At 61.6% G+C, this 21545-nt stretch carries 21 protein-coding genes; 1 reads left to right on the top strand and 20 read right to left on the bottom strand.

The window, feature by feature from the left end; genetic code table 11:
* Nucleotides 1-43: 43 nt before the first annotated feature.
* The 13 genes from LAB08_RS14075 to LAB08_RS14015 all read right to left on the bottom strand — a co-directional run bounded on the left by LAB08_RS14075 (nucleotide 44) and on the right by LAB08_RS14015 (nucleotide 11377).
* A complete protein-coding gene (locus tag LAB08_RS14075; protein ID WP_096511623.1) occupies nucleotides 44-499 on the bottom strand; it encodes a YMGG-like glycine zipper-containing protein in 456 nt (151 codons plus the stop codon).
* Nucleotides 500-542: 43 nt separating this feature from the next.
* On the bottom strand, nucleotides 543-890 hold the full coding sequence (locus LAB08_RS14070; RefSeq protein WP_096511624.1) for a Rieske (2Fe-2S) protein: 348 nt from the start codon (nucleotides 888-890) through the stop codon (nucleotides 543-545).
* A gap of 2 nt (nucleotides 891-892) precedes the next feature.
* Nucleotides 893-1204 (bottom strand): YciI family protein, encoded by a 312-nt coding sequence (locus LAB08_RS14065; RefSeq protein ID WP_096511625.1) that lies wholly within the window; start codon nucleotides 1202-1204, stop codon nucleotides 893-895.
* A 3-nt stretch (nucleotides 1205-1207) separates the two neighbouring features.
* Nucleotides 1208-2080 carry a dioxygenase family protein gene (locus LAB08_RS14060; protein ID WP_096511626.1) on the bottom strand — a complete coding sequence of 291 codons (873 nt, stop codon included), beginning with the start codon at nucleotides 2078-2080 and terminating at the stop codon, nucleotides 1208-1210.
* 25 nt (nucleotides 2081-2105) lie between these two features.
* Nucleotides 2106-3173, bottom strand: coding sequence for a maleylacetate reductase (locus LAB08_RS14055; protein WP_096511627.1), 1068 nt, complete (start codon nucleotides 3171-3173; stop codon nucleotides 2106-2108).
* 8 nt (nucleotides 3174-3181) lie between these two features.
* Nucleotides 3182-4645, bottom strand: coding sequence for an aldehyde dehydrogenase family protein (locus tag LAB08_RS14050; RefSeq protein WP_096511628.1), 1464 nt, complete (start codon nucleotides 4643-4645; stop codon nucleotides 3182-3184).
* An 89-nt stretch (nucleotides 4646-4734) separates the two neighbouring features.
* Nucleotides 4735-5754 (bottom strand): hydroxyquinol 1,2-dioxygenase, encoded by a 1020-nt coding sequence (locus tag LAB08_RS14045; protein ID WP_096511629.1) that lies wholly within the window; start codon nucleotides 5752-5754, stop codon nucleotides 4735-4737.
* Between the two features lie 48 nt (nucleotides 5755-5802).
* Nucleotides 5803-6297 carry a cupin domain-containing protein gene (locus tag LAB08_RS14040; protein ID WP_096511630.1) on the bottom strand — a complete coding sequence of 165 codons (495 nt, stop codon included), beginning with the start codon at nucleotides 6295-6297 and terminating at the stop codon, nucleotides 5803-5805.
* A gap of 253 nt (nucleotides 6298-6550) precedes the next feature.
* On the bottom strand, nucleotides 6551-7480 hold the full coding sequence (locus tag LAB08_RS14035; RefSeq protein WP_096511631.1) for a LysR family transcriptional regulator: 930 nt from the start codon (nucleotides 7478-7480) through the stop codon (nucleotides 6551-6553).
* A gap of 230 nt (nucleotides 7481-7710) precedes the next feature.
* Entirely contained in the window at nucleotides 7711-8172 is a 462-nt protein-coding gene (locus LAB08_RS14030; RefSeq protein ID WP_096511632.1) for a nuclear transport factor 2 family protein, read from the bottom strand.
* Between the two features lie 27 nt (nucleotides 8173-8199).
* Nucleotides 8200-8589 carry a c-type cytochrome gene (locus LAB08_RS14025; protein WP_096511633.1) on the bottom strand — a complete coding sequence of 130 codons (390 nt, stop codon included), beginning with the start codon at nucleotides 8587-8589 and terminating at the stop codon, nucleotides 8200-8202.
* A gap of 63 nt (nucleotides 8590-8652) precedes the next feature.
* Nucleotides 8653-10380, bottom strand: coding sequence for an FAD-dependent oxidoreductase (locus tag LAB08_RS14020; protein ID WP_096511634.1), 1728 nt, complete (start codon nucleotides 10378-10380; stop codon nucleotides 8653-8655).
* 67 nt (nucleotides 10381-10447) lie between these two features.
* Nucleotides 10448-11377: a transporter gene (locus LAB08_RS14015; protein ID WP_254007531.1), complete on the bottom strand. Its 930-nt coding sequence runs from the start codon at nucleotides 11375-11377 to the stop codon at nucleotides 10448-10450.
* A 460-nt stretch (nucleotides 11378-11837) separates the two neighbouring features.
* Here LAB08_RS14015 and LAB08_RS14010 point away from each other — a divergent pair, with 460 nt between their 5' ends.
* The gene (locus LAB08_RS14010; protein ID WP_217910633.1) at nucleotides 11838-12785 is read left to right on the top strand and encodes an IS110 family transposase; all 948 of its coding nucleotides are present in this window, start codon (nucleotides 11838-11840) and stop codon (nucleotides 12783-12785) included.
* A 131-nt stretch (nucleotides 12786-12916) separates the two neighbouring features.
* On the opposite strand, the gene LAB08_RS14005 is transcribed toward LAB08_RS14010, so the two are convergent.
* The 7 genes from LAB08_RS14005 to LAB08_RS13975 form a co-directional block, all read right to left on the bottom strand.
* The gene (locus tag LAB08_RS14005) at nucleotides 12917-13627 is read right to left on the bottom strand and encodes an NAD(P)H-dependent oxidoreductase (RefSeq protein WP_096511635.1); all 711 of its coding nucleotides are present in this window, start codon (nucleotides 13625-13627) and stop codon (nucleotides 12917-12919) included.
* A gap of 9 nt (nucleotides 13628-13636) precedes the next feature.
* Nucleotides 13637-15280, bottom strand: coding sequence for an ABC transporter ATP-binding protein (locus LAB08_RS14000; RefSeq protein ID WP_096511636.1), 1644 nt, complete (start codon nucleotides 15278-15280; stop codon nucleotides 13637-13639).
* A 2-nt stretch (nucleotides 15281-15282) separates the two neighbouring features.
* Complete coding sequence (locus LAB08_RS13995; RefSeq protein ID WP_096511637.1) at nucleotides 15283-16110, bottom strand: ABC transporter permease; 828 nt, start codon at nucleotides 16108-16110, stop codon at nucleotides 15283-15285.
* Between the two features lie 3 nt (nucleotides 16111-16113).
* Nucleotides 16114-17073: an ABC transporter permease gene (locus LAB08_RS13990; protein WP_096511638.1), complete on the bottom strand. Its 960-nt coding sequence runs from the start codon at nucleotides 17071-17073 to the stop codon at nucleotides 16114-16116.
* A 172-nt stretch (nucleotides 17074-17245) separates the two neighbouring features.
* Nucleotides 17246-18847: an ABC transporter substrate-binding protein gene (locus LAB08_RS13985; RefSeq protein ID WP_096511639.1), complete on the bottom strand. Its 1602-nt coding sequence runs from the start codon at nucleotides 18845-18847 to the stop codon at nucleotides 17246-17248.
* A gap of 97 nt (nucleotides 18848-18944) precedes the next feature.
* Entirely contained in the window at nucleotides 18945-20360 is a 1416-nt protein-coding gene (locus LAB08_RS13980; RefSeq protein ID WP_096511640.1) for an aldehyde dehydrogenase family protein, read from the bottom strand.
* The gene (locus LAB08_RS13975; RefSeq protein ID WP_096511641.1) at nucleotides 20353-21543 is read right to left on the bottom strand and encodes a pyridoxal phosphate-dependent aminotransferase; all 1191 of its coding nucleotides are present in this window, start codon (nucleotides 21541-21543) and stop codon (nucleotides 20353-20355) included. The genes LAB08_RS13980 and LAB08_RS13975 overlap by 8 nt, the downstream gene beginning before the upstream one ends.
* Between the last annotated feature and the right edge of the window lie 2 nt (nucleotides 21544-21545).

Here is a 21545-nt window from a genome sequence, read left to right as displayed (position 1 = left end):
CGACCATCGCGAGCGGGCTCGCTCCTACAGGGGATGTGTTTTGTCAGGGATTGACCTGGTAGCCCTTGCCTTGCAGGCAACTGGTATAGGCCGTCGAGGTGGTAGACGCAGCGGTTTTGTTTTGCGCCCGGCGTTCCTGGCGCTGGCGCGCGCCACCCACCACCGCGCCCGCCGCCGCGGTCTGCTTGGCTTGGTTTTGCCGGTAATCCTGCTTGGTGTCCTCATCGACGCGATCATAGAACTCGTCATGCTGACGGCCGCGCACTTGCGCCCCTGCGGCGCCGGCGGCGGCCCCCACGGCGGCGCCTTTCATCCGACCGCCGGACGGCGTGGTCGTGGTTGACGACGCCTGGCTGGCGGCAATGTTGTGGCAATCGGTGATGTCCAGTTGAGTCTGTTGCGAACTCTGGCCTTTCATCGGCACCACGGTTTCGGCCCAGCCCTGGGCACTGAAAACCGCCAATGCGACGCACAGGCTGACGGGTGACAACCTTTTCATGATGATCTCCGTATGGGCGTGGTTCACCCCCAAGGATTGTAGATCACCGTTCCTCACCCGCCTCCATGACCAGGCTGTTTTCCACCCGGCGAACCGTCACGGCCTCCAGTTGAGCCCCCTTGCAAGGGCCATCGATGCAATGCCCGTCTTCGAAGCGAAACATTGCACTGTGATGCGCGCACATCAGCACCTTGCCGCGATAGGTGCAGAACTCCTGCGGGCGATAGTCCAGCGGCACCGAGAAATGCGGGCAGCGATTGACGTAGACCCACACCTGCTCGCCCCGGCGCACGGCAATCAGCCCGGCGGGATGCAGTTGTCGGTGCTGGGGCAGGCCCAGGGCACCGCCGTCGGTGATGTCGTCGAGTTGGCACAACGTGATAAGGGTCATGGTCAGCCACGCATTTCCGGGTTGCCGAGACTCCAGTGCCAGGGGCGGATCTGGATACTCGCAAACAGCCCGGCCTGCACATAAGGGTCGTCGCGCATAAACGCTTCCACCTCCGGCAGGCTGCCCGCCTCGATCACCAGCAACGTGCCATTCATCGCCGCGCCGGCGTCATCCAGGGTCGGACCACCGAGCCGCACAACGACCCGGTGCGTCTCGCTCGCCCGCAAATGGGCCTGGTGACTGGGCCGCAGACGCTGACGCAAGGCCAGCGAACCCGGACGATCAGTGGCGAACACCGCAAAGAACTGGCCCATGATTCACACCGCTTCCATGACGAATTCGTAACACGCCCGCTTGAACGGCACCTGGATATCGAGCTGTTCGGACACGTCATCGTGGCTGAGCCGGTCTTCGTAGATGACCTGCAGCGACTGCTTGACGCCGAACACCGCATCGGACTCCAGGTATGGATCATCGCGATTGAACAGGTGGGTCACCAGTTTGCGATACCCCGGCACCTCGATCATGAAATGCAGGTGCGCCGGCCGCCACGGGTGGCGATTGGCGGCCTCGAGCATGCGCCCCACCGGACCGTCGGTGGGAATCGGGTAACACACCGGGACGATCGTGCGAATCGCGAAGTAGCCATCGGCATTGGTGCGGTAGCGACCGCGCAGATTGCCGAACGGTTGTGCGCTGTCCTGGCCTGAGTACATGCCGTTTTCGGCCGTTTGCCAGACGTCCAGCACTGCACCGCCCAGGGGATTGCCCCGGGTGTCGACCACACGCCCGCGCACCAGGGCCGGCTCGCCGGGGGTGAACGCCATGTTTTCGCCGAATTCGCGCTCAGGCATGCCTTCGATGTAGAACGGCCCGAACACGGTGGTCTCGGTGGCATTGGCACTGTGCCGATGGTTGATCGCGTCGACCAGCATCGACACGCCGAGTGTGTCCGACAGCAGAATGAATTCCTGGCGCACCAGGCCATCGCACTTGTGGCCGGTATCGGTGAGAAAACCAATGCCTTCAAACCATTCCTGTTCGGTCAGTTCGACGTCACTGACAAACGCATGCAGGTGACGCACCAGGCTTTGCATGATCTGTTTGTAACGCGCATTCGGCGCGTCATTGAAACTGTTCACCGCTTTTTCGGAGATCAGTGATTCGAAAATTCTGTCTTGATCGGTCATTGTTTTTATTCCGACGAGGATGAGTTCAGGCCGGCGCCAGGCCTTGCAGGGCGCGGGTCAACAACGCTTCAATCGGGCCCTGTTCGAACGGCCGTGGATTGTAGTAAGGGCTGGCACAGGCAATTTGCGCGGCTTCGGCCGGACCGTTTTCTGGCAGGCCGATGTCCGCCAGCGCCAGTGGAATGCCCAGTTTCTGGTTCAAGGCATACAAAAGAGCACCCACCTCCTGCGCGTCGTTGCCACCCAGGGCACGCGCGGCCCGTTGCAACGGCCCGGCCGCCGCTTCACGGTTGTAATGCGCTGCGTGGGGCAGAACGATGGCGTGCGCCTGGGCGTGGGGCAGATTGAAGGTCCCGCCCAGGGTGTGGCAGAGCTTGTGGTGCAAGGCCATGCCAACCGACCCCAGGCAGATGCCCGCCAGCCACGCGCCATACAACGCCTGGCTACGGGCATCCGCATCGTTGGGGTCTTTGACCACGCCCGGCAACGCTTGCGCCAGCGAGCGAATCGATTCTTCGGCCATGAAGCCGATGATCGGGTTGGCGTCCTGGGCGTACAGCGCTTCAACCGCGTGAGCCATGGCATTCATGCCCGAGCAGGCCGATATCTGCACTGGCAGGGTCAGGGTCAATTGCGGGTCATAGATCACGGTCTTGGGCAACACCCTGGGATCGCGCCCGGTTTTTTTCAGGCGGTTTTCGGTCAACCCGTAGATCGGGGTCATCTCCGAACCGGCATAGGTTGTCGGCACCGCCACGATCGGCAGCCCGGAATCCATGGCAATCGCCTTGCCCAGGCCGATGGTCGAACCACCGCCGATGGCCACGCAGCAATCGGCCTCCAATCGCGCCGCTTCGACCCGCGCCGCCTGCGCCACTTCCAACGGAACGTGCATCACGGCATGCGGATAAACACCCGCCGCACGGTCACCAAGCAGCGCCGCGACCTGTTCACCGAGCCCGTGCTGTTCCGGCGTGGTGAGGATCAGCGCACGCCGGGCGCCCAGCCGTTCGATCTCTTCAGCCAGCGCCGAGAGTTTGCCCCAGCCGAACACCACACGGGTCGGCAGGCTTTGGTAAATGAAAGGATTCATGACTGGCCTCAGCGCGAGTAGTAAGGGGCGATGTTGGCGTCGACGTTGACCCACACCGAGCGGGCTTCGGTGTAGTCGTGGATCGCTTCGAAGCCCATTTCACGGCCATAACCCGACTGGCCGACACCGCCAAACGGACTGCCGGGACTGACGCGTTTGTAGCAGTTGATCCAGCACATGCCGGCGTGAATGGCATTGGCCATTTTGTGCGCACGGGACAGGTTCTGCGTCCACAGGCCGCTGCCCAGTCCGTATTCGGTGCTGTTGGCGATGGCCAGGGCCTCTTCATCGGTGCTGAAACGCACCACGGTGACGAAAGGACCGAAGACTTCTTCCTGGCAGACCCGATCATCGGGCCTGGCCTCGACCACCGTGGGTTCGATGTAAAAACCGTTGGCCAGCGCTTTGTCGTCCGGCGCTTTACCGCCAGCGAGGACTTTGCCGCCCTGCTCGATGGCGATATCGATGTAGCTCATGACACGGTCGCGGTGCAGCGCCGAGGTCAGCGGGCCCATTTCGGTCTCGGGGTCCATCGGATCGCCCAGGCGAATGGACTTGGCCAAGGCGATGAAACGCTCGAGGAACCGGTCGGCGATGTCTTTATGCAAAATCAAACGTGAACCGGCGATGCAGGCTTGTCCCTGATTGTGGAAGATCGCCCAGGCCGCGCCGTTGACGGCGGCTTCCAGATTGGCATCTTCAAACACGATATTGGCACCCTTGCCGCCCAGCTCCAGTTGAATACGCTTGAGGTTGCTGGAGGACGCTTGAACAATCCGGCGCCCGGTTGCCGTTGATCCGGTGAAGGCAATCTTGCCCACATCGAGGTGCTCCGCCAGCGCCTGGCCGGCGGTATGGCCATAACCGGGCACCACGTTGACCACGCCTTTGGGGAAGCCGACTTCCGTCATCAGCTCGACAATGCGCAAAGTCGTCAGCGGGGTGATTTCCGAAGGCTTGATGACGATGGTGTTACCCGCTGCCAGCGCCGGGCCCATTTTCCAGCTGGTGAACATCAGCGGGAAGTTCCAGGGCACGATCTGCCCAACGACGCCAATCGGCTTGCGCTGCACGTAATTGAGAAAGCCGGCTTCGACCGGGATCACCGAACCTTCGATCTTGTCGGCCATCCCGCCGAAATAACGGAAACAAGCGGCCGTGCGCGGCACGTCCAGGCCACGGGAATCACGGATCGGGTGCCCGGTGTTCAGGGATTCGAGTTGCGCCAGCTCCTCACTGCACGCCTCGATCTTGTCCGCCAGTTTGAGTAACAGGCGCCCCCGCTCGGCAGCCCCCAGGGCCGCCCAGGCCGGAAAGGCGCGCTTGGCGGCGGCCACCGCGAGATCGATGTCAGCCGCTTCGGCGGCGGCGATGCGGGTAATCAAGGAGCCGTCATGAGGCGAGACGACGTCAATGGTGCCACCGGCGACTGCATCGACGAATTGGCCATCGATATAGAGCTGATTTTGCATAAAGTTTTCCTCGCACCACGCCTGTGGCGCAGTGTTGACGATTTGATTCGAGTGCCTCGCCCGACGCAGGCCGGGCCAGGCGCCAGGGTTTAGAATTCGATGGGATACGGCTTGAGCTCGCCGCTTTCGTAGCGTTGCGGCAGGTTCGGCGTGGCGTTTTCCCAGACCATGAGCATCGAGCGCTTGGTGGAATAGCCCTGGTGGCGAATGTCGGCGGGCATGGCGCAAATATCACCGGCGCGCATGGTGATGCGGGCGCGGGGGTTGCCGTCGTCCTTGTCGCCGACATCCCAGATGATCTCGTCGGACAGCTGCAAGAACCACTCGACCCGGTCATTGCCATGGAACACCGGCAAAATGAATTCTTCGGTCGTCGGGCAGAACAGGCTGGCCTTGCACACCGAGGTCACCGAGGGGTTCCACGTCACGTCGGAGCGCGACAGGTACTTGAACAGGTTGAAGGCATGCAACTCACCCTCGAAACCTTCGGCGGCGTGGACTTCAGGCTCATCCTGGGGAACGTCGATGAACTGGCGATTGACCGGCAGATCGTTGCGCAGCGGCGAGTCATCCGGCAGGCCCGGCATACGCTTGGTGGCGATGCGGAAGCGTTCGATGGCCTCGATGTTGTCGCCGTTCTTGCGCCCGAAGGCCGAACCGGTTTCTTCCGGCGCCGCGAACGGGTCGAAGGTGGCATTGGTCCAGTCGCGCAGGATGGCCTTGAAGGTGGCCATGATCAGCGGCGTTTCAAAGTTTTCGGTGTAGTTGACCCCGGCCGCCTTGAGCGTGCCGTTGAAGGTGCCGGCATACAGGTCGACTTTGCCGTAGTAGTTGCGGGTACCGATGACGTGGTCAAAGTTGACCCAGCCGTAAAAAAAGCCCCAGGCCACATCGCGCATCAGGGCACGCAGAAAGGCATCCACCGGTATCAGGTGCGAGCGGGTCTGGCCTTTGGCCGGCCAGGTGATGCGGGCGAAATACTCGTCGCGCGACAGTTCGAAGGCGCCAAGGTTGAATGAGCGGTAGCCGGTGATGGCGTGGGGAGCGCTGGTCCGGACTTCATCGTCGGCAAAGTGGGCGGTTTGGGCAGCGGTTTCAAGCATAGCCATGGCGGGATTCCTCTTGTAGTTGTGGGTTGGATGGTCGGGCTGGACAAATCACTTGAAGCAGATGTCTGCCCACTTCTCGACCGACAACGGCCCCTTGATCGTCTGCTGCAGGATCACGCCCGGACGGCTGGCTTCGAATCGATAGGCGCTGCCGACCGGCAACAGGCATTGATGGCCGCGCTTGAGCAGCACATAGCCCATCGGTTTGCCGGCAGGCACCTCACCGGCCAGCCGAGTGCCTTCGCCGTCGGTCAAAGGCGTATCGAGCTTGAGGAAATCCACCCGTACCTCACCGTCCATGACGATGGCGAATTCATCGTGCGCCGCTGTGTACCAGGGCGATTGCCCTTCGGCGCGCAGGGTTTCCACGACGTAGCCCAGATTCAGGCCGACCACGACTTTTTCATAAGGAAGGGATTTTTGTGCCACTTCGAAAATGTTCGAAAAGGCGTAATGACTGGCCTGGCCGCTGACGATTTCAACCGAGCCTTTGCTGTAGTTTTCCAGCGAGCCGAAGACTGTTTCGATTGCCGCGCTACTCATGGAATTCACCGTTTTGTTGTTGTAGTAACCGTGAGCCAACAGTACGATGCGTCTACCGCCGGAACAATTAGAGAGCCGGCGACAACAGTGTTCGCGAAACGCAAACACTGCGGTACCTAATGTTGCGCCGTTCCACTGTGGGAGCGAGCCTGCTCGCGAAGGACGTCAACGAAAACGCGACCTGCCTGAATGACCGCATTGTTCAGGCGTTTTTCGCGAGCAGGCTCGCTCCCACAACTGGATCGCCGTCCTCTCAGCGCACCCAGCCACGCGCCAGCAACGGCTTGTCCCAGCACGGTTCTTCACCGAAGTTTTCCACCAGGAAATCGATCAACGTGCGCACTTTCAAGGCCCGGCGCTGGGTGGCGGGATACACCGCGGAGAAATTGAAGGAGGACAAGGCGTACTCAGGCAGTACCGGAATCAGACGCCCGTTGAGCAGGTCTTCGCTGGCCACCAGTGTCGGCAGACAGACAATGCAAACCCCGGTGGAGGCGTAATCACGCAACAAATGCACAGAGTTCGAGCGGACCTGACCCGGCAGACTCAGCTCCACTTGCTCGTCCTTTCCGGTGAAGATCCAGCGGTTGCGCGACGGATAGCCCTCATACAGGGCAATCTTGTGTTGCAGCAATTGCTGGGGATGCGTGGGCACGCCGAACTCTTCGGCATAGTCGGGCGACATGCAGAACAACCTGCGAACACTGAACAGCTTGCGTTCGATCAGGGTTTCGGCCATGGGCGGGAACATCTGGAATGCGACATCGAAGCCTTCTTCGATCGGGTCCACCACCCGGTCATTGACGATGACGTCAACCTCGATGTCCGGGTACAGCCGCGTGAACTCGGCCAGCATCCGGCCGAAGTGACCGATGGCAAACCCCGGCAGCATCTGGATGCGCAACTTGCCGGTGGGCTTGGCGCGCAGTTCACGCATGTGTTCGGTCAGCGAGTTGAAGCTCGCGACCATGTCCGCGCATTCCTTGTAGTAGGTCTCCCCCACCTCGGAGAGCCGCACATGCCGCGTACTGCGGTGGAACAAGGGCGCATTGATGAACTGCTCCAACTGCTGGATGCGGTGGGTAATCACCGAGCGGGTCACCCCCAGTTGCTGGGCCGCCTTGGCGAAGTTGCCGGTTTCGGCCACCCGCACAAAGGCTTCGACACTGAGTAAACGATCCATGGGGCAGGCTCTCTGGAGGCTTTTATTTTTGGGCTATCGCGAGGTTAGCCTGTTGGCAGCCTGCGCTCCAGAACCTGAGACGCGAATGGATTTTGGGGATGTACCCGATCCACTGTGGGAGCGAGCCTGCTCGCGAAAGCGGAGTGTCAGGCGCCACACCTGCTGAATGTGCTGACGCCTTCGCGAGCAGGCTCGCTCCCACCCTTGAACCGGGTTAAACCTGCCAAGGATCAGCGATTCAGCCAAGGGTAGCGTGCGGTGTCCTTGCTGCCATAGTCGGGGTCCAGATAGATAAAGCAGCGCTGGATCTTGAAATCACGAATTTCGAACACATCGGCCCAGTAACCGGCGCCGGCCGCTGTCGGTACGCCGGCGCGCCAGGGTCCATCGACGTGTTCGCCGAAGCTGGTGCCTTCACAAACCAGGGTGTCGGTGCCGGTGAGTATCCAGTTGAAGTGCGCATAGTCGTGGGTGATCGACTTCAAGCGGCTGCCCAGGTCACCGAACATCTGGCCGATCTGCTCGCGGCCGGTGGCCAGGCCCCACTTTGGAAACAACACCTGTGCGTCCTCTGCGAACAGCTCGAGAATGCTGCCACCGGTGGAGGTGACGCCACCGTTGTCGAAGGCCTTGAGGTATTCCAGGGCGACTGATTTACGTTGTTCGTCGGTCATTGTCAGGGTGCTGATCATGGCTGTCTCCGATTCGTTGTAGGTCTGTCAATGCAGCGATTTGATGTAGGTGATGATCTTCTGGCGTTTGGCCGGGTCGTCCTGGGAATAAACCATGGCGCTGCCCGGCGCGACGGTCTGGGCATCGGTCAGCCAGGCATCGAGCATTTTTTCGTCCCAGACCTTGCCGTCCATGGCTTTGCGGTAGCCATCGCTGTAGGTGAAGTTGCTCTCGCTGGCGGCCTTGCGACCGATCAACCCGAACAGGTTGGGCCCCTGCCCCGGCGGCCCGCCCCTGTCGAAGGTGTGACAGACCGAACAGTGGTTGGTCGCCATTTTCTGCGCGATTTCCAGCTCGTCGGCCTGAGCGCTGCCCGCCAGACCAATGCTTGCCGTCAGCAGTAACAGTGCCGCGGTGCGTGGGATGAAATGGTTCATAGTCTGGTTCTCATGCAATCACGGGTTACCCGCAGCCACGGGTGATCGCGGCTGCGGCCAGGTTCAGCTGCGCACCGGTTCCTTATGCGCCTGATTCGCCGCCCGATAGGCAAAGGCGATGATCGGGCCGAGGGTCGAACCACCGGCCCAATAGGCCCGACCGGAAGCCGACGCCACGCAGTTGCCGACGCCGTACAGGCCGGGAATCGGCGCATTGGTGTTGTTCAGCACCTGGCCGTGGGAGTTGGTTTTCGGCCCGCCCTTGGTGTCGAGGTTGCCGCCGGTGATCAGCGCCGCGTAGTACGGGCCTTTGGCGGCCAGCGGATACATCGTCAGGTTGCCGCTGCGGCCGGTCTTGACGGGACCGGTGAACACGCCCTGAATCACCAGCTCGCCGCGCTGGAAGTCCAGATCCTTGCCTTTTTTCGCCAGCTCGTTGAAGCGCTTGAGCGTGGCTTTCAGGTTCAGGTTGAAATCCGGGCTGAGCTTCATGCCGCCGATGTCGGCGGCATGTTTGTCGAGCCGCTCGGCAATGTTCTTCGCCAGCTCTTCCAGGGTTTCGCCACGGACCACATGGCGATCGTTGCCGCCCTTGGGCACGATGGGTGAGCCGTATTCGTCGCTGAAACAGTTGTCCTGGGCCTGCTGGTCCCAGATCGAAAACATCACCAGGTTCGGATATTCGGCTTTGTCGCCATCCCACTGGAAGAAGGTCGGGACCATTTCGTTGTAGACGGTTTTTTCGTTGACGACGCGCTTGCCGTACTTGTTCACCATCAGCATCGAATCGCCGGTCATGGTGAAAATGCCGGACATCGAACCGTCCTTGGCCAGGGCTTTCTCTAACAGGATCGGGCACGACCACGCGTAGTTCATGTTGCGCAACTGCACCCCCAGGTCACTGGAAATACGGATGAAATCGCCTTCGTTGGTCAGGGCCGCGCAGCCGCCGTAGACCGGGGCGTTGAGGAAGTTGCGACGCAGCTCAGGGTCGTGGGTGAAGCCACCCGTGGCGAAGATCACCGCCTTGCGCGCCCTGACCCGTTCACGGGTGCCCTCTTCGGTCTCGACCTCGACACCGACCGCTTCGCCCTTGTCGTTCTGGATGACCTTGACCACACGCTCGCCAGTACGGATCTGGATGCCGTCACGCTTGGCGGCCGCGGTCAGCGTGCGAATCGCCACGCGACCGCCGTCGGACATGCTCGGCCGAGCGTCCTTGGGTAGCAGGACGCGACCTTTCTTGGCCTTGTCTTCGGGCAGCTCGTACCAGTAGTCCGGCACGTCCGGGCAGTGACGGTAAGGCAGTGCGTCGCGCTCGGCCAGGAGTTCGGCGGCAGGCGATGCGCTGTCGTAGATGGCTTCGCACATCTCGTATTCCCAATCCGACAGACCGAGCTTGGGCAACGAGGCATCGTAGGATTGCGGGCGCGTCAGGCGGGCGACATAGCGCATGTAGTCGGCCTTGTCATCGACGATGCCGGCGTCACGCATCGGCTTGTTGTTCGGCACCCAGTACCAGAACGCCGCTTTGGCCGCGGTACCGCCAGGGCTGCCGGCCTTTTCCAGGATGACCACGTCGTTGCCCAGCCAGCGGGCGAACAAGGCCGTCGGCAAACCACTGCCGCCACCGCCGACGACGACAATGTCGTGCTCTTTATCGAATGGCAGCTCGTCGCTGGCCATCACCCGTCCAGCCACGCCCGACAGCGCGGCAACAGCCGTACCGGCGGCGCCGGCCTTGATAAAGCTGCGGCGTGACAGTGCAAGTTTGTCGTTTTCTTCATTCATTTTTTATTCTCCGGAACGGATAGCGGCCACACGGGTAAATCACAAGGCACAGGCAGGGGTCGATCACTCACCAGTAGTGCCAGAACTGCACAAACAAGCCGTCCGTGACCGTGGTGTTGCGCCCTTCCACGCCTTTGGAATAGTGGATGGACACCTGGTCCCACATTTTCTGGTTGAACACCTTCTGCACGCCGGGCTTGAGCTGGAACAGCACACCGGCACCCAACGCGGTTTCGTTGGAGTCAGAGAACTCGATGGTGTTGTTGTTGCGATCTTCAGAGCTGAAGGTTTTCTGGTAATCGGCACTGACGAAGGGCGTGACCTGATACGTCGGGCGATCGACGATGTTGTAGCCCACGCGCAGGTTGGCGTGGCCCGTGTCGCCGGGATCGGTATGGTGCGGGCCTTCGCCGCGAATGATCGCGCCGACCAGCAGGTCGATGTTCACCTTGCCCAGCCACTCGTTGTAGAACAGCGAAGGCCACAGGGCGTAGGTGTCGCTGCTGACCGAGTCCGCACCGGTCGGCAGTTGCACGTAGGCCTGCATGCCGATGGTGCGCAGCGGGGTCGGGTTGTACCAGACCAAACCGCCGACCAGTGGATCGCCAAGGCCGCTGACCCGCGTGCCGTTGCCGCGAACTGCAATCTCCGGGAGGGTGATGCTGGCGATGAAACCGGTATTGGGCAGCCCGTCCATCTTCCAGTAGTGCAGTAAAGACGTCAGGCCGACCCAGGTTTCGGTGCCAGGGCCGGCGACCTTGTTGCCATGATCGTCGAAGCGCTGGCGGTCGTTGTTGTATTCAAACTCCTGACCCACCGAGTTGTAGGGTTCGGTGAAGTCCGAACTGAATTGGAAGCTTTGCGGCCGGTTGCTGGCATAGGGAATGCCCGAGGCTTGCGCCTCGCTGCTTGGATACAGGGAAGCACCCAGGGCGCACAGACCCAAAAGCAGGCCCAGACCTGCCACATTCATCGCGAGACTGAGTCCAGCTCTCATCGAAATACTCCGGATATTGTTATTGTTTTGGGTGTTCGATGGTCGACAGTGCCATCGGGCTACGGGCGAACGATAAGGCGCGCCCTGACAGCCAACAATTCCAATCTCGGCGACTTCAGTGTTTGCGGATTCAGAACAATGGGGGCGGGATTTGCGAACGGTGTATCAACTTGTAGGCGCTGAGCTTGCTCGCGATAGCGGTGGGGCAGGTAACGGAGATGTTGAAGCTGCCGGCCTCTTCGCGAGCAGGCTCGCTTGTATGGTAGGACTTGAAGGGAGGAGGAGGGACAAGGCTCGATTCTGACTGTTGACGCAGTACAGACTGTGGGAGAGTTCGCCCCTCCTCCTTTCACCCAAGCGCCGATAAAGAATGCTTCTGGCTAGGACCGACGATAGGAACAAGCCTGCGCCCCTGGGTGAGCCCTTCAAGTGCTTAAAACCATATCTCGGAGGAAATCCTATGGCAATGCCGGTTCCAGTCTTAAAGCCGATCGTGGGCGTGGATGTCGCCAAGAACGAACTGGTGATCTATCACGCCGAACTGGACCTGCTCGAAAAAATCCCCAACAACAAGGTAGCCATTGGTAAATGGTTAAAAGAATTGGCGGGGCCGGTGGCTATTGCCATCGAAGCCACCAATATCTACCACTTGGAGTTCGCTGACTTGGCCTATGAGGCCGGCTGCGTGATTTACATGGTGGGCGGTTATGAGCTCAAGCATTACCGCGAAGGTGTGAAGATTCGCGCCAAAACCGATGCGCTGGATGCCAAGCTACTTGCTCGGTATCTGAAAAATGAACAGGAAGAGCTTCACCCATGGACCCCGCCGTCACCGCTATACCGCCAGCTCCTGAGCCTTTTCCGCCGTCGGGCCGCCTTGGTCCAGGCAAGGGTTGGACTGGTGCAAAGCTGGTCGAATGAGCCCCTGCTGAAGGCGGCTTTTACCGAGCAAATAAAGTCCATGCAGCAGCTCGAGACGCTGATCGAAAAGACGATCAACGATCAGCTCAAGGAAGCCGGTTTGCTCGGTCAGCTGAAACGTTGCCTGAAAGTTGAAGGCATCGGATTTTTGACCGGTGCGCGCCTGATTACAGCGTTTCAGCGCGGAGACTTCAGAAATGCAGATGCCTTCATCGCCTTTCTGGGAATGGATTTACGGGTGGCAAAATCAGGGCAAAAGGACGCTCGCCGGAGTTTGACCAAGCGAGGCGATCCAGAGGCCCGTCGGCTTTTGCACAATGCGGCCATGTCGGCGAGTCGTACCGAGACCTGGAAAGGGTTTTACCAGGAGCAAAGAAGCCGAGGTTTCAGCACCACCCAGGCACTGGTGATGCTGGCCCGCAAGCTTGCTCGGCTGGTATTCGCCCTGTTGAAAGGACAGAGCGAATACCAGCCGAAAACCAGATGAGGGCTTCCCCTCAACCATAGAATCTCCCACAGGTTGAGTGTCGTGCACAGAAGCTGTGATCGACACAAAACCTGTGGGAGCGAGCCTGCTCGCGAAGGCGGTGGGTCAGACAATGGAGGTATCGGTATTGATCAGGCCTTTTGGGTCAGTGGGTAGAGCAGCTCGTCGAACTGCGACAGTTTCGGAAACGCCAGTGGCTGATCATCACTCAGATGTTGCAGGCGCAGGGCGTAGTCCTTGAGGAATTGCTGGCGCGCTTCGTCGCTGATGTACGGCACATGCCAGGCCACGAACGGCTCCAGCACGTCGAAACCGACGTACGCCAATGTCCCGCGCAGGATCGGCCGCAGCATGTCCTGCAACGGGCCGTGGATCGCATCCTCACCGAACATGTGTTCGCGACCGCCCAGGGTCACGGTTACCAACGCTTTCTTGCCCGCGAGCCCGCCCTGATCGTAGAAGCGCTTGCCGCCGTAGCAGATGCCCGATACCAGCACGCGGTCGATCCAGCCCTTGAGCATGGCCGGGGTGGAGAACCAGAAGATCGGGAAGTTGAGGATCAGCAGGTCGGCCCACAACAGCTTGTCCAGTTCAGCCTGGATGTCCGCCGCCAGCGATTGGCTTTTCACCCCCAGGCGTTGCTCCAGCGCATACACCAGGTATTCGGGGTTTTCCCGGGAGGAGAAGTCGGCATCGCTGGCCACCGGGTTCCAGTTCATTTTGTACAGGTCGCTGACCTGCACTTCATGGCCCTGGGCTTCAAGGGTCGCGACAGCCTGGTCACGCAGGGCCGCGGTGAAGGATTTCGGCTCGGGATGAGCGTGAACGATCAGTACTTTCATGGTGGTTCCTTAGACTTTTTCCAGCGTAGGGTTTGAATTCGAAGCACGGCTGGCCAGCAGGCGGTCGAGCCAGTCAGGGTCCATCTGTGGTTCCGAAGAGAACAGCAGCCCGGTGTAATCCTGGTGTGGCGGAGTGAATATTGCACTGCGCGAACCGTGGTCCACCACCCTGCCCCGTTGCATCACCAGCACCTCATCGGCAATCGCGCGCACGGTGGCGACATCGTGGGTGATGAACAGGTAGGCGACACCGAGCTGTTGCTGAATACGGTTGAGCAACTTGAGCACGCCTTCGGCCACCAGTTGATCGAGGGCCGAGGTGACTTCGTCGCAAATGATCAGTTGTGGATCGGCCGCCAGTGCCCGGGCGATGCAGATCCGTTGCTTCTGCCCACCGGACAGTTCGCGGGGTTGGCGCTCCATGAAGGTCGCCGGGTCCAGTTCGATCATCTCCAGCAGCTCGGCCACCCGTGCACGCATGGCCTTGCCCTTGAGCCCCAGATAGAACGTCAGCGGCCGGCCGATGATGTCGACGATACGCTGGCGTGGATTGAGGGCCGTATCGGGGATCTGGTAGATCATCTGGATGCGCCGCAATTGTTCCTTGCTGCGCTGACGGAAGTCCGCTGGTAGTGGCTGGCCGTCGTACAGCACTTCGCCGTAAGTCGGCGGCAACAAGCCGGTGATCAGGCGCGCCGTAGAGCTTTTGCCGCTGCCGGATTCACCGATAACGGCCAGCGTCTGGCCTTTGTACAGCTTCAATGAAACGTCGTGCAGCACCGGTTGATGGCCGTAGCTGGCGCAGCTGTTGCGCAATTCCAGCAAGGGCTTTTCCTCGTGCGGACAGGCCTTGGGTTCGGTGCGGAAACTGCGCACCGCCCACAACGACTTGGTGTAGTCCTCCTGCGGGTCGCCGAGCATCTTGCGCGTCTCGGCCTCTTCCACCAGTTTGCCGTGACGCAGCACCATGATCCGGTCAGCCATTTGCGCCACCACCGCCAGGTCGTGGCTGATGTAGATCGCGGCACTGCCGTAGGTCTTCACGGCGTCGCGGATCGCCGCCAGCACTTCAATTTGGGTGGTGACGTCCAGCGCAGTGGTCGGTTCGTCGAAGATGATCAGGTCCGGGTGACAGGCCATGGCCATGGCGGTCATGACCCGCTGCAACTGGCCGCCGGACACCTGATGCGGATAGCGCTGGCCGATCTTCTCGGGGTTGGGCAGGTGCAGCACACGGTACAGCTCCACCGCCTCACTCATGGCCTGTTCGCGGCTCATGCCGCCGTTCTTCACCGCCGTTTCCACGTGCTGATCGATCAAGCGATGGGCCGGGTTGAACGAAGCTGCCGCACTTTGCGCGACGTAGGCGATGCGCAAGCCACGCAACTTGCGCAGGGCTTCAGGCCTGGCCTTGAGCAGGTCGATACCGTCAAAGTGCACCGAGCCGCCGGTGATGCGGCAGCCGTCGCGGGTATAGCCCATGGCCGACAGGCCGAGGGTGGATTTGCCCGCCCCCGACTCACCGATCAAGCCCAGTACTTCACCGCGTTGCAGGGTCAGGTCGATGCCCTTGATCAGTGGATGCCAGGCATCTTCGTAGTGGCCTTCAATGTGCAGGTCGCGGATAACCAGCAAAGGTTTGGAGGTCGTCATGTTCAGCACTCCTTGAGGCCGCTGGATTTGTGCAGCATCCAGTCGACGACGAAATTGACGCTCACCGTGATCAACGCCACGGCCAGGGCGGGCAGCAACGGGCTGATGTCGCCAAAGGTGATCAGTACGGCGTTGTCGCGCACCATGCTGCCCCAGTCGGCGGTGGGCGGTTGAATGCCCAGGCCGAGGAACGACAGCGCACTGATGAACAGGAACACGAAGCAGAAGCGCAGGCCGAACTCGGCAATCAGCGGCGCCGCCGCGTTCGGCAGCACTTCGCGGGTGACCAGCCACCACAGGCCTTCACCGCGCAGGCGCGCCGCTTCGACGAAGTCCTGCACCACCACGTTCATCGCCACCGCCCTTGAGAGGCGAAACACCCGGGTCGCGTCCAGTAGCGCAATCACCAGCACCAGGGACGTCGCCGTGGTGCCGACCACGCTGAGAATCAGCAAGGCGAAGATCAGTTGTGGAATCGCCATCAGGATGTCCACCACCCGTGACAGGCCCTGATCGATCGCGCCGCCCTTGATCGCCGCGATCAAACCGCTCAATCCACCGAGCAGGAACGCCAGCACCGTGGTCAGGAAGGCAATGCCCAGGGTGTTGCGCGCGCCGTAGACCAGGCGGCTGAACATGTCGCGCCCCAGGTTGTCGGTGCCCAGCAGGAACTGCCCGCCCCACGGCGCGAAACCCTCGCCCACCACCTGGGTTTCGCCGAACGGCGCCAATGCCGGCGCGAACACGGCCACCAGGATGTACAGTACGATCACCAGCAGTCCGAATTTGGCGCTCAGAGGCGCCTGCACTAATTGTTTGAACAGGCTCATGGCTTACCCCTTCGGATGCATCAGGCGTGGGTTACTGGCAATCGACAGTACATCGGCGCTGGTATTGAGCAGGATGTAGGTCGCGGCGAAGATCAGGCTGCAGGCCTGCACCACCGGGATGTCACGCTTGGCCACCGAGTCCACCAGCAACTGGCCAAGACCGGGATAGACGAACACCACTTCGACCACCACCACGCCGACCACCAGGTACGCCAGGTTCAGCGCCACCACGTTGACGATGGGCGCCAGGGCATTGGGCAAGGCATGGCGGAAGATGATCCGCGACTGGCTGATGCCCTTGAGCCGGGCCATTTCGATGTACGGGCTGGCCAGCAGGTTGATCAGGGAGGCGCGGGTCATGCGCATCATCTGCGCGATCACCACCAGGCTCAGGGTTGCGACCGGCAGTACCGAGCGCTCAAGGACTTCGCCCAGCGAGGCATTCGGCGACAGGTTGGAAATGCTCGGGAACCAGTTGAGCTTGACCGCGAACACCAGGATCAGGATGTAGGCGACGAAGAACTCCGGGAACGACACCGCGCTCAGGGCCGAGGTATTGAGCAAGCGGTCGAACCAGCTGTTGCGATACAACGCCGCGAGCATCCCCAGCAGCAAGGCCAGCGGCACTGACACCAGTGCGGCCAGCAGCGCCAGGCTGAAGGTGTTGCCCAGACGCGTGCCCACCAGTTCGGCGATGGGCCGCTGGTTGGCCAGCGACACGCCGAGGTCACCTTGCAGCAGGTGCCAGATCCAGTGCCCGAAGCGGGTCAGCGGCGGCATGTCCAGACCCAGTTGCGCCCGGTACGCCGCCACGGTTTCCGGGGTGGCGGACTGGCCGAGCATGGCCTGGGCGATATCGCCCGGGAGCATGCCGACCGCGAGAAAAATGATCACTGACACCGCCAACAGCGATAACAGCCCCAATGCCAAACGCTGAAGTAGCAACTTTAAAATACTATTCACCGCGCAATTCCTTGAAATGGGCACACTCACGAAGACGCACACATAACCTGTGGGAGCTGGCTTGCCAGCGATAGCGGTGTGTCAGTCGACAAAACTATCGACCCTAAGTCCGTCATCGCTGGCAAGCCAGCTCCCACAGGGAGCTTCATTGTCCTGAAAACCGCGACCGGCCTTACGCCTGCCACCACCGCTCAATCACCCGCAACCCATCCAGCTCGCCATAGGGCGCGGTCTGGCCGCCGTGCATGACGCGGTTGGAGCGCGCCGCCACGGAGCTGGCGAACAGCGGCACGATGGCCCCGCCGTCATCCCGGCACAGCGCCTGCATTTCGTTGTACATCTCGCGGCGCAGCGGGTCGTTCATTTCGCCGCGGGCGGCGTTGAGCAGCTGATTGAAGCGCGGGTTGTCCCAATGGGTTTCGTTCCACGCCGCGCCCTTGGCGTAACCGATGCTGAACATGCGGTCGGCGGTCAGGCTGCTGTACCAGAACGAGGTGGTGAAGGGCTGCTTCATCCAGACGTTGGAGAAAAAACCGTCGGCAGGTTCGCGTACGACGTCTATGTCGATCCCGGCCGCACGCGCCTGTTCCTTGAACAGCACCGAGGCGTCGACAGCGCCGGTGTACGCCGCGTCGGAGGCTTGCAGGCGCACCTTCAGCGAATCCAGCCCGGCCTTTTTCAGGTGGAAACGCGACTTGTCCGGATCGTAGCTGCGTTGCTCCAAAGCGGTGTTGATGAAGCGGCTGCCGGGCTGGATCGGGTGATCGTTGCCCACCAGGCCATAGCCGTACAGCACCGAAGCCAACAGAGTTTCACGGTTGATCGCGTGCTTCATCGCCAGGCGCACGTCGTTGTTCTGGAACACCTGGCTGTCGGTGAGCATCGGGAAGGTGTAGTGCTGGGCGCCCTTGGTTTCTTCGATCACCAGGTTCGGGTTGCGCTTGAGCAATGCCACGGTTTTCAGATCGACCTTGTTGATCACGTCCACTTGCCCGGTGACCAGCGCATTGACCCGTGCCGCGCCGTCGGCGATGGCAATCAGTTCGGCACTGGCGAAGTGCGCGCGCCCGGCTTTCCAGTAATCGGGGCTGCGTTCCAGGGTCATGCGCACGCCCGGCTCGAAATCCTTGAGGCGATAGCCACCGGTGCCGACGCCGGCCTGCCAGTCCGCCACTCCGTCCTTGCTCGGCATGATCGCCAGGTGATAGTCGGCGACCACATACGAGAAATCGGCGTTGCCCGAATGCAGTTCGAACACCACGCTGTCGCTGCCATTGGCGCTGACCTTGGCCACGTCGCCCAATACGGTCTTGGCCGCCGAGGTGGATTTTTCCCCGAGGTGATGCTGGATCGAGGCCACCACGTCATCGGCGGTCAGGGTCTTGCCGTTGTGGAAGGTCACGCCCTGGCGCAGTTTGAAGGTCCAGACACGGGCGTCCGGGGTCGAGGTCCAGCTTTCGGCCAGCTCGGGAATCGCGGTGCCGTCCACGGCAATTTCGGTCAGGGTGTTATAGACCGCCGAGAAACCGACGAAGGTGAAGGTGTCGCTCCAGGAGCCCGGATCTTTCGAGTCGGTGGTGCTGCCACCAGCCAGGCCCAGGCGCAACACGCCACCGGGTTTTGGCGTGGTCTCTGCGGCAAAGGCACCCAACGGCAGGCCCATGGAGAACGCTCCCGCCACCGCGGCCGCCGCTGCGCTGTACTTTAAAAAGTCGCGACGCGGGAAACTGAATTCATGGTTCGCTTGAGTAATCTTGTTGTTGTTATCGCTCATTGCATTGCCCCTGATAAAGACTAATGAAATACCCGTTCAAAGCCACGCAAGACACCGGGCCAGGGCCCGGTGCGCAAAACACTTGAATCGTTGACGGTCACACCTGAATCGCCTTCACTTCGACGAATTCGTTGAGCCCCTCTTCCCCCCATTCACGGCCATTACCGGACTGCTTGTAGCCACCGAACGGCGCCTGATAATTGAATGCCGCGCCATTCAGGAAGCACTGGCCCGCCCGCAGTTGCCGCCCCAGTTCCAGCGCCCGCCCGGTACTGCCGGCCCACACGCCGCTGGACAAACCGAACGGCGAGTCGTTGGCGATCTGGATCGCCTGCGCCTCATCGTCGTAAGGAATCAGGCACAACACCGGGCCGAAGATTTCTTCCTGGGCAATGCGCATGCTGTTGTCGACATCGGCGAACAGCGTCGGGCTGACGTAGTAGCCACGCTCGAAGTCCGGTGCCGCATCGCCGCCGCACAGCAGGCGTGCGCCTTCCTCTTGGCCGACCTTGATGTAATCGAGCACGGTGCGGCGTTGCCCGGCCGAGCACATCGGGCCGAGGAAGCTTTGTGGGTCGAGCGGATCGCCCATCTTCAGGCTCAGGGTTTCCTCCAGCGCAATTGCAACCGCTTCGGCATAACGGCTGGCCGGCAGCAACATGCGGGTCAGCGCGGTGCAGGTCTGGCCGGAGTTGATCATCACGTCCTGCACGCCATAGCGAACCGCGGCGTCCAGATCGGCATCTTCGGCGATCAGCAGCGCCGACTTGCCACCCAGCTCCAGGCACACCCGCTTCACCGAGGGTGCCGCTGCCTGGGAGACTCGCACGCCCGCGCCGGTGGAACCGGTGAACGACACCATGTCCACGTCCGGGTGTTTGGCCAGGGCTTCGCCGACTTTGGAACCCGGTCCGCTGACCAGGTTGAACACGCCGGCCGGCAGGCCAATGTCTTCGATCATCTGCGCCAGCAAAAACGCGTGCAGCGGAGTTTCCTGACTCGGCTTGACCACCACCGTGCAACCGGCGGCCAGTGCCGGCGCAAGCTTGCCGATCAATTGGTGCAGCGGGTAATTCCACGGGTTGATGAACGCGCAGACGCCCACCGCCTCGCGGATCACCAGCGAGTTGCCGACTTCGCGCACTTCGTCCATCAAACCGGCCAGTTCGATGTACTGCTCCAGGCCCAGGATCGGCCCGTCTACCTGCACCGAACGACTCCACTGCACCGGCATGCCCAGTTCGGTGGTGATCACCGCTGCCATTTCATCGGCGCGGGCTTTCAATTGTTCGGTCAAGGCGCGGATATAACCGGCGCGCACGCTGGATGGCGTACGCGACCATGGCCCAAAGGCCCTGCGCGCCGCCGCCACGGCGTTATCGACATCGCGCTCATCGCCCAGCGGCACGCTGCCGGCCACTTCTTCGGTGGCCGGGTTGATGACTTCGGCGACGCCTTGGCCAGACGGGGTTTGCCAGCGCCCATCAATAAACAGTGTCTTGTGATCAAGCATGAACCTGAGCCTCCATCAATTCCTGTGCACAACGGGCAATGCGCTGGCAGGCATCGCGCAAGGGCGCGGCCCCCACCACCAATCCGAGGCGAATGTGACCGGCAGCGCTCGGGCCGAAGGCTTCGCCGGCCAATACCGAGACGCCATGGCGATCCAGCAGGCGGTCGGCAAACGCCTGGGCGCTGAGCCCGGTTTCGCGGATGTCGACCATCACGAACATGCCGCCATCGGGTTTCAAGGCACGCACGCCGGGGCAACCGGCGAGGTTTTCGCAGACCAGGTCGCGACGCTGGCGATAGGCTTCGCGCATGGCGTCCAGCTCCGGCAGCTGGCTTTCCAGCGCCACCACGGCTGCATCCTGAATGAAGTCCGGCGAGCCGTAGAGCATGCACAACGCGAGGTTTTCCAGGTGCGCGGACAAGGATGGCGGCGCCACCACCCAGCCGACGCGCCAACCGGTCATGGCGTGGGATTTCGACAGGCTGTTGAGGGTCGCGGTGCGCTCGGCCATGCCCGGTAAACTGGCCGGGCTGACGTGTTCGCCGTCGAACAGCAGCTCGCTATAGACCTCGTCGGAAATCAGCCACAGGTCGTGGGCGATGCACAGTTCGGCCAAGGCTTGCCAGGTGCTGCGCGGCAGGCTTGCCCCCGACGGATTGTGCGGGCTGTTCAGCGCCAGCGCACGGGTGCGCGGGGTGATGCGTGCGGCGACGTCTTCGGGCTGCACACGGAAACCGTTCTCCGAACGCACCGGCACGGGCACCACCACCGCGCCGCAGGCACCGAATACGGCCTCGTAGGTGACGTACATCGGTTCGGCGACGATCACTTCATCGCCCGGATTGAGCACGCACTGGGCCACGCTGAACAGCGCACATTGCGCCCCGGCCAGTACCGTGACCTCGTCGGCTGTCACCGGTTGACCACTGCGTTGCCGGTGGCGTTTGGCGATGGCTTCACGCAAGGCACGCTTGCCGCGCACCTCGGCGTAGTGGGTGTTGCCGGACAACAGGCTGTCGATGGCGCCCTGCACGATCGGTTGCGGCGTGTCGAAGTCCGGGTCACCCACCGACAACAGCAGAATGTCCTTGCCCTGCTCCATCATGGCCAGCGCACGGTAGTGAATATCCCAGGCGGCGGCGCCGTCACCGGCGATACGTTGGGTCAGATCGGAAAAGCGCATAG

It is taken from the genome of Pseudomonas izuensis, from assembly GCF_002356535.2.
In the GTDB taxonomy this organism is placed as follows: domain Bacteria; phylum Pseudomonadota; class Gammaproteobacteria; order Pseudomonadales; family Pseudomonadaceae; genus Aquipseudomonas; species Aquipseudomonas izuensis.
Note: the sequence above shows the minus strand (reverse complement) of the source record. Positions and strands in the feature narration are given on the sequence as shown.

Bases quoted from the DNA above. Each gene is read 5' to 3' on its own strand.
- LAB08_RS14005 (WP_096511635.1), bottom strand. From the start codon at position 13,627: ATGAAAGTACTGATCGTTCACGCTCATCCCGAGCCGAAATCCTTCACC.
- LAB08_RS14050 (WP_096511628.1), bottom strand. From the start codon at position 4,645: ATGCAAAATCAGCTCTATATCGATGGCCAATTCGTCGATGCAGTCGCC.
- LAB08_RS13995 (WP_096511637.1), bottom strand. From the start codon at position 16,110: ATGAGCCTGTTCAAACAATTAGTGCAGGCGCCTCTGAGCGCCAAATTC.
- LAB08_RS14020 (WP_096511634.1), bottom strand. From the start codon at position 10,380: ATGAATGAAGAAAACGACAAACTTGCACTGTCACGCCGCAGCTTTATC.
- LAB08_RS14060 (WP_096511626.1), bottom strand. From the start codon at position 2,080: ATGACCGATCAAGACAGAATTTTCGAATCACTGATCTCCGAAAAAGCG.
- LAB08_RS14015 (WP_254007531.1), bottom strand. From the start codon at position 11,377: ATGAGAGCTGGACTCAGTCTCGCGATGAATGTGGCAGGTCTGGGCCTG.
- LAB08_RS14030 (WP_096511632.1), bottom strand. From the start codon at position 8,172: ATGATCAGCACCCTGACAATGACCGACGAACAACGTAAATCAGTCGCC.
- LAB08_RS13975 (WP_096511641.1), bottom strand. From the start codon at position 21,543: ATGCGCTTTTCCGATCTGACCCAACGTATCGCCGGTGACGGCGCCGCC.
- LAB08_RS14000 (WP_096511636.1), bottom strand. From the start codon at position 15,280: ATGACGACCTCCAAACCTTTGCTGGTTATCCGCGACCTGCACATTGAA.
- LAB08_RS14065 (WP_096511625.1), bottom strand. From the start codon at position 1,204: ATGGGCCAGTTCTTTGCGGTGTTCGCCACTGATCGTCCGGGTTCGCTG.
- LAB08_RS14010 (WP_217910633.1), top strand. From the start codon at position 11,838: ATGGCAATGCCGGTTCCAGTCTTAAAGCCGATCGTGGGCGTGGATGTC.
- LAB08_RS14040 (WP_096511630.1), bottom strand. From the start codon at position 6,297: ATGAGTAGCGCGGCAATCGAAACAGTCTTCGGCTCGCTGGAAAACTAC.
- LAB08_RS14075 (WP_096511623.1), bottom strand. From the start codon at position 499: ATGAAAAGGTTGTCACCCGTCAGCCTGTGCGTCGCATTGGCGGTTTTC.
- LAB08_RS13980 (WP_096511640.1), bottom strand. From the start codon at position 20,360: ATGCTTGATCACAAGACACTGTTTATTGATGGGCGCTGGCAAACCCCG.
- LAB08_RS13985 (WP_096511639.1), bottom strand. From the start codon at position 18,847: ATGAGCGATAACAACAACAAGATTACTCAAGCGAACCATGAATTCAGT.
- LAB08_RS14025 (WP_096511633.1), bottom strand. From the start codon at position 8,589: ATGAACCATTTCATCCCACGCACCGCGGCACTGTTACTGCTGACGGCA.
- LAB08_RS14035 (WP_096511631.1), bottom strand. From the start codon at position 7,480: ATGGATCGTTTACTCAGTGTCGAAGCCTTTGTGCGGGTGGCCGAAACC.
- LAB08_RS14070 (WP_096511624.1), bottom strand. From the start codon at position 890: ATGACCCTTATCACGTTGTGCCAACTCGACGACATCACCGACGGCGGT.
- LAB08_RS14055 (WP_096511627.1), bottom strand. From the start codon at position 3,173: ATGAATCCTTTCATTTACCAAAGCCTGCCGACCCGTGTGGTGTTCGGC.
- LAB08_RS14045 (WP_096511629.1), bottom strand. From the start codon at position 5,754: ATGGCTATGCTTGAAACCGCTGCCCAAACCGCCCACTTTGCCGACGAT.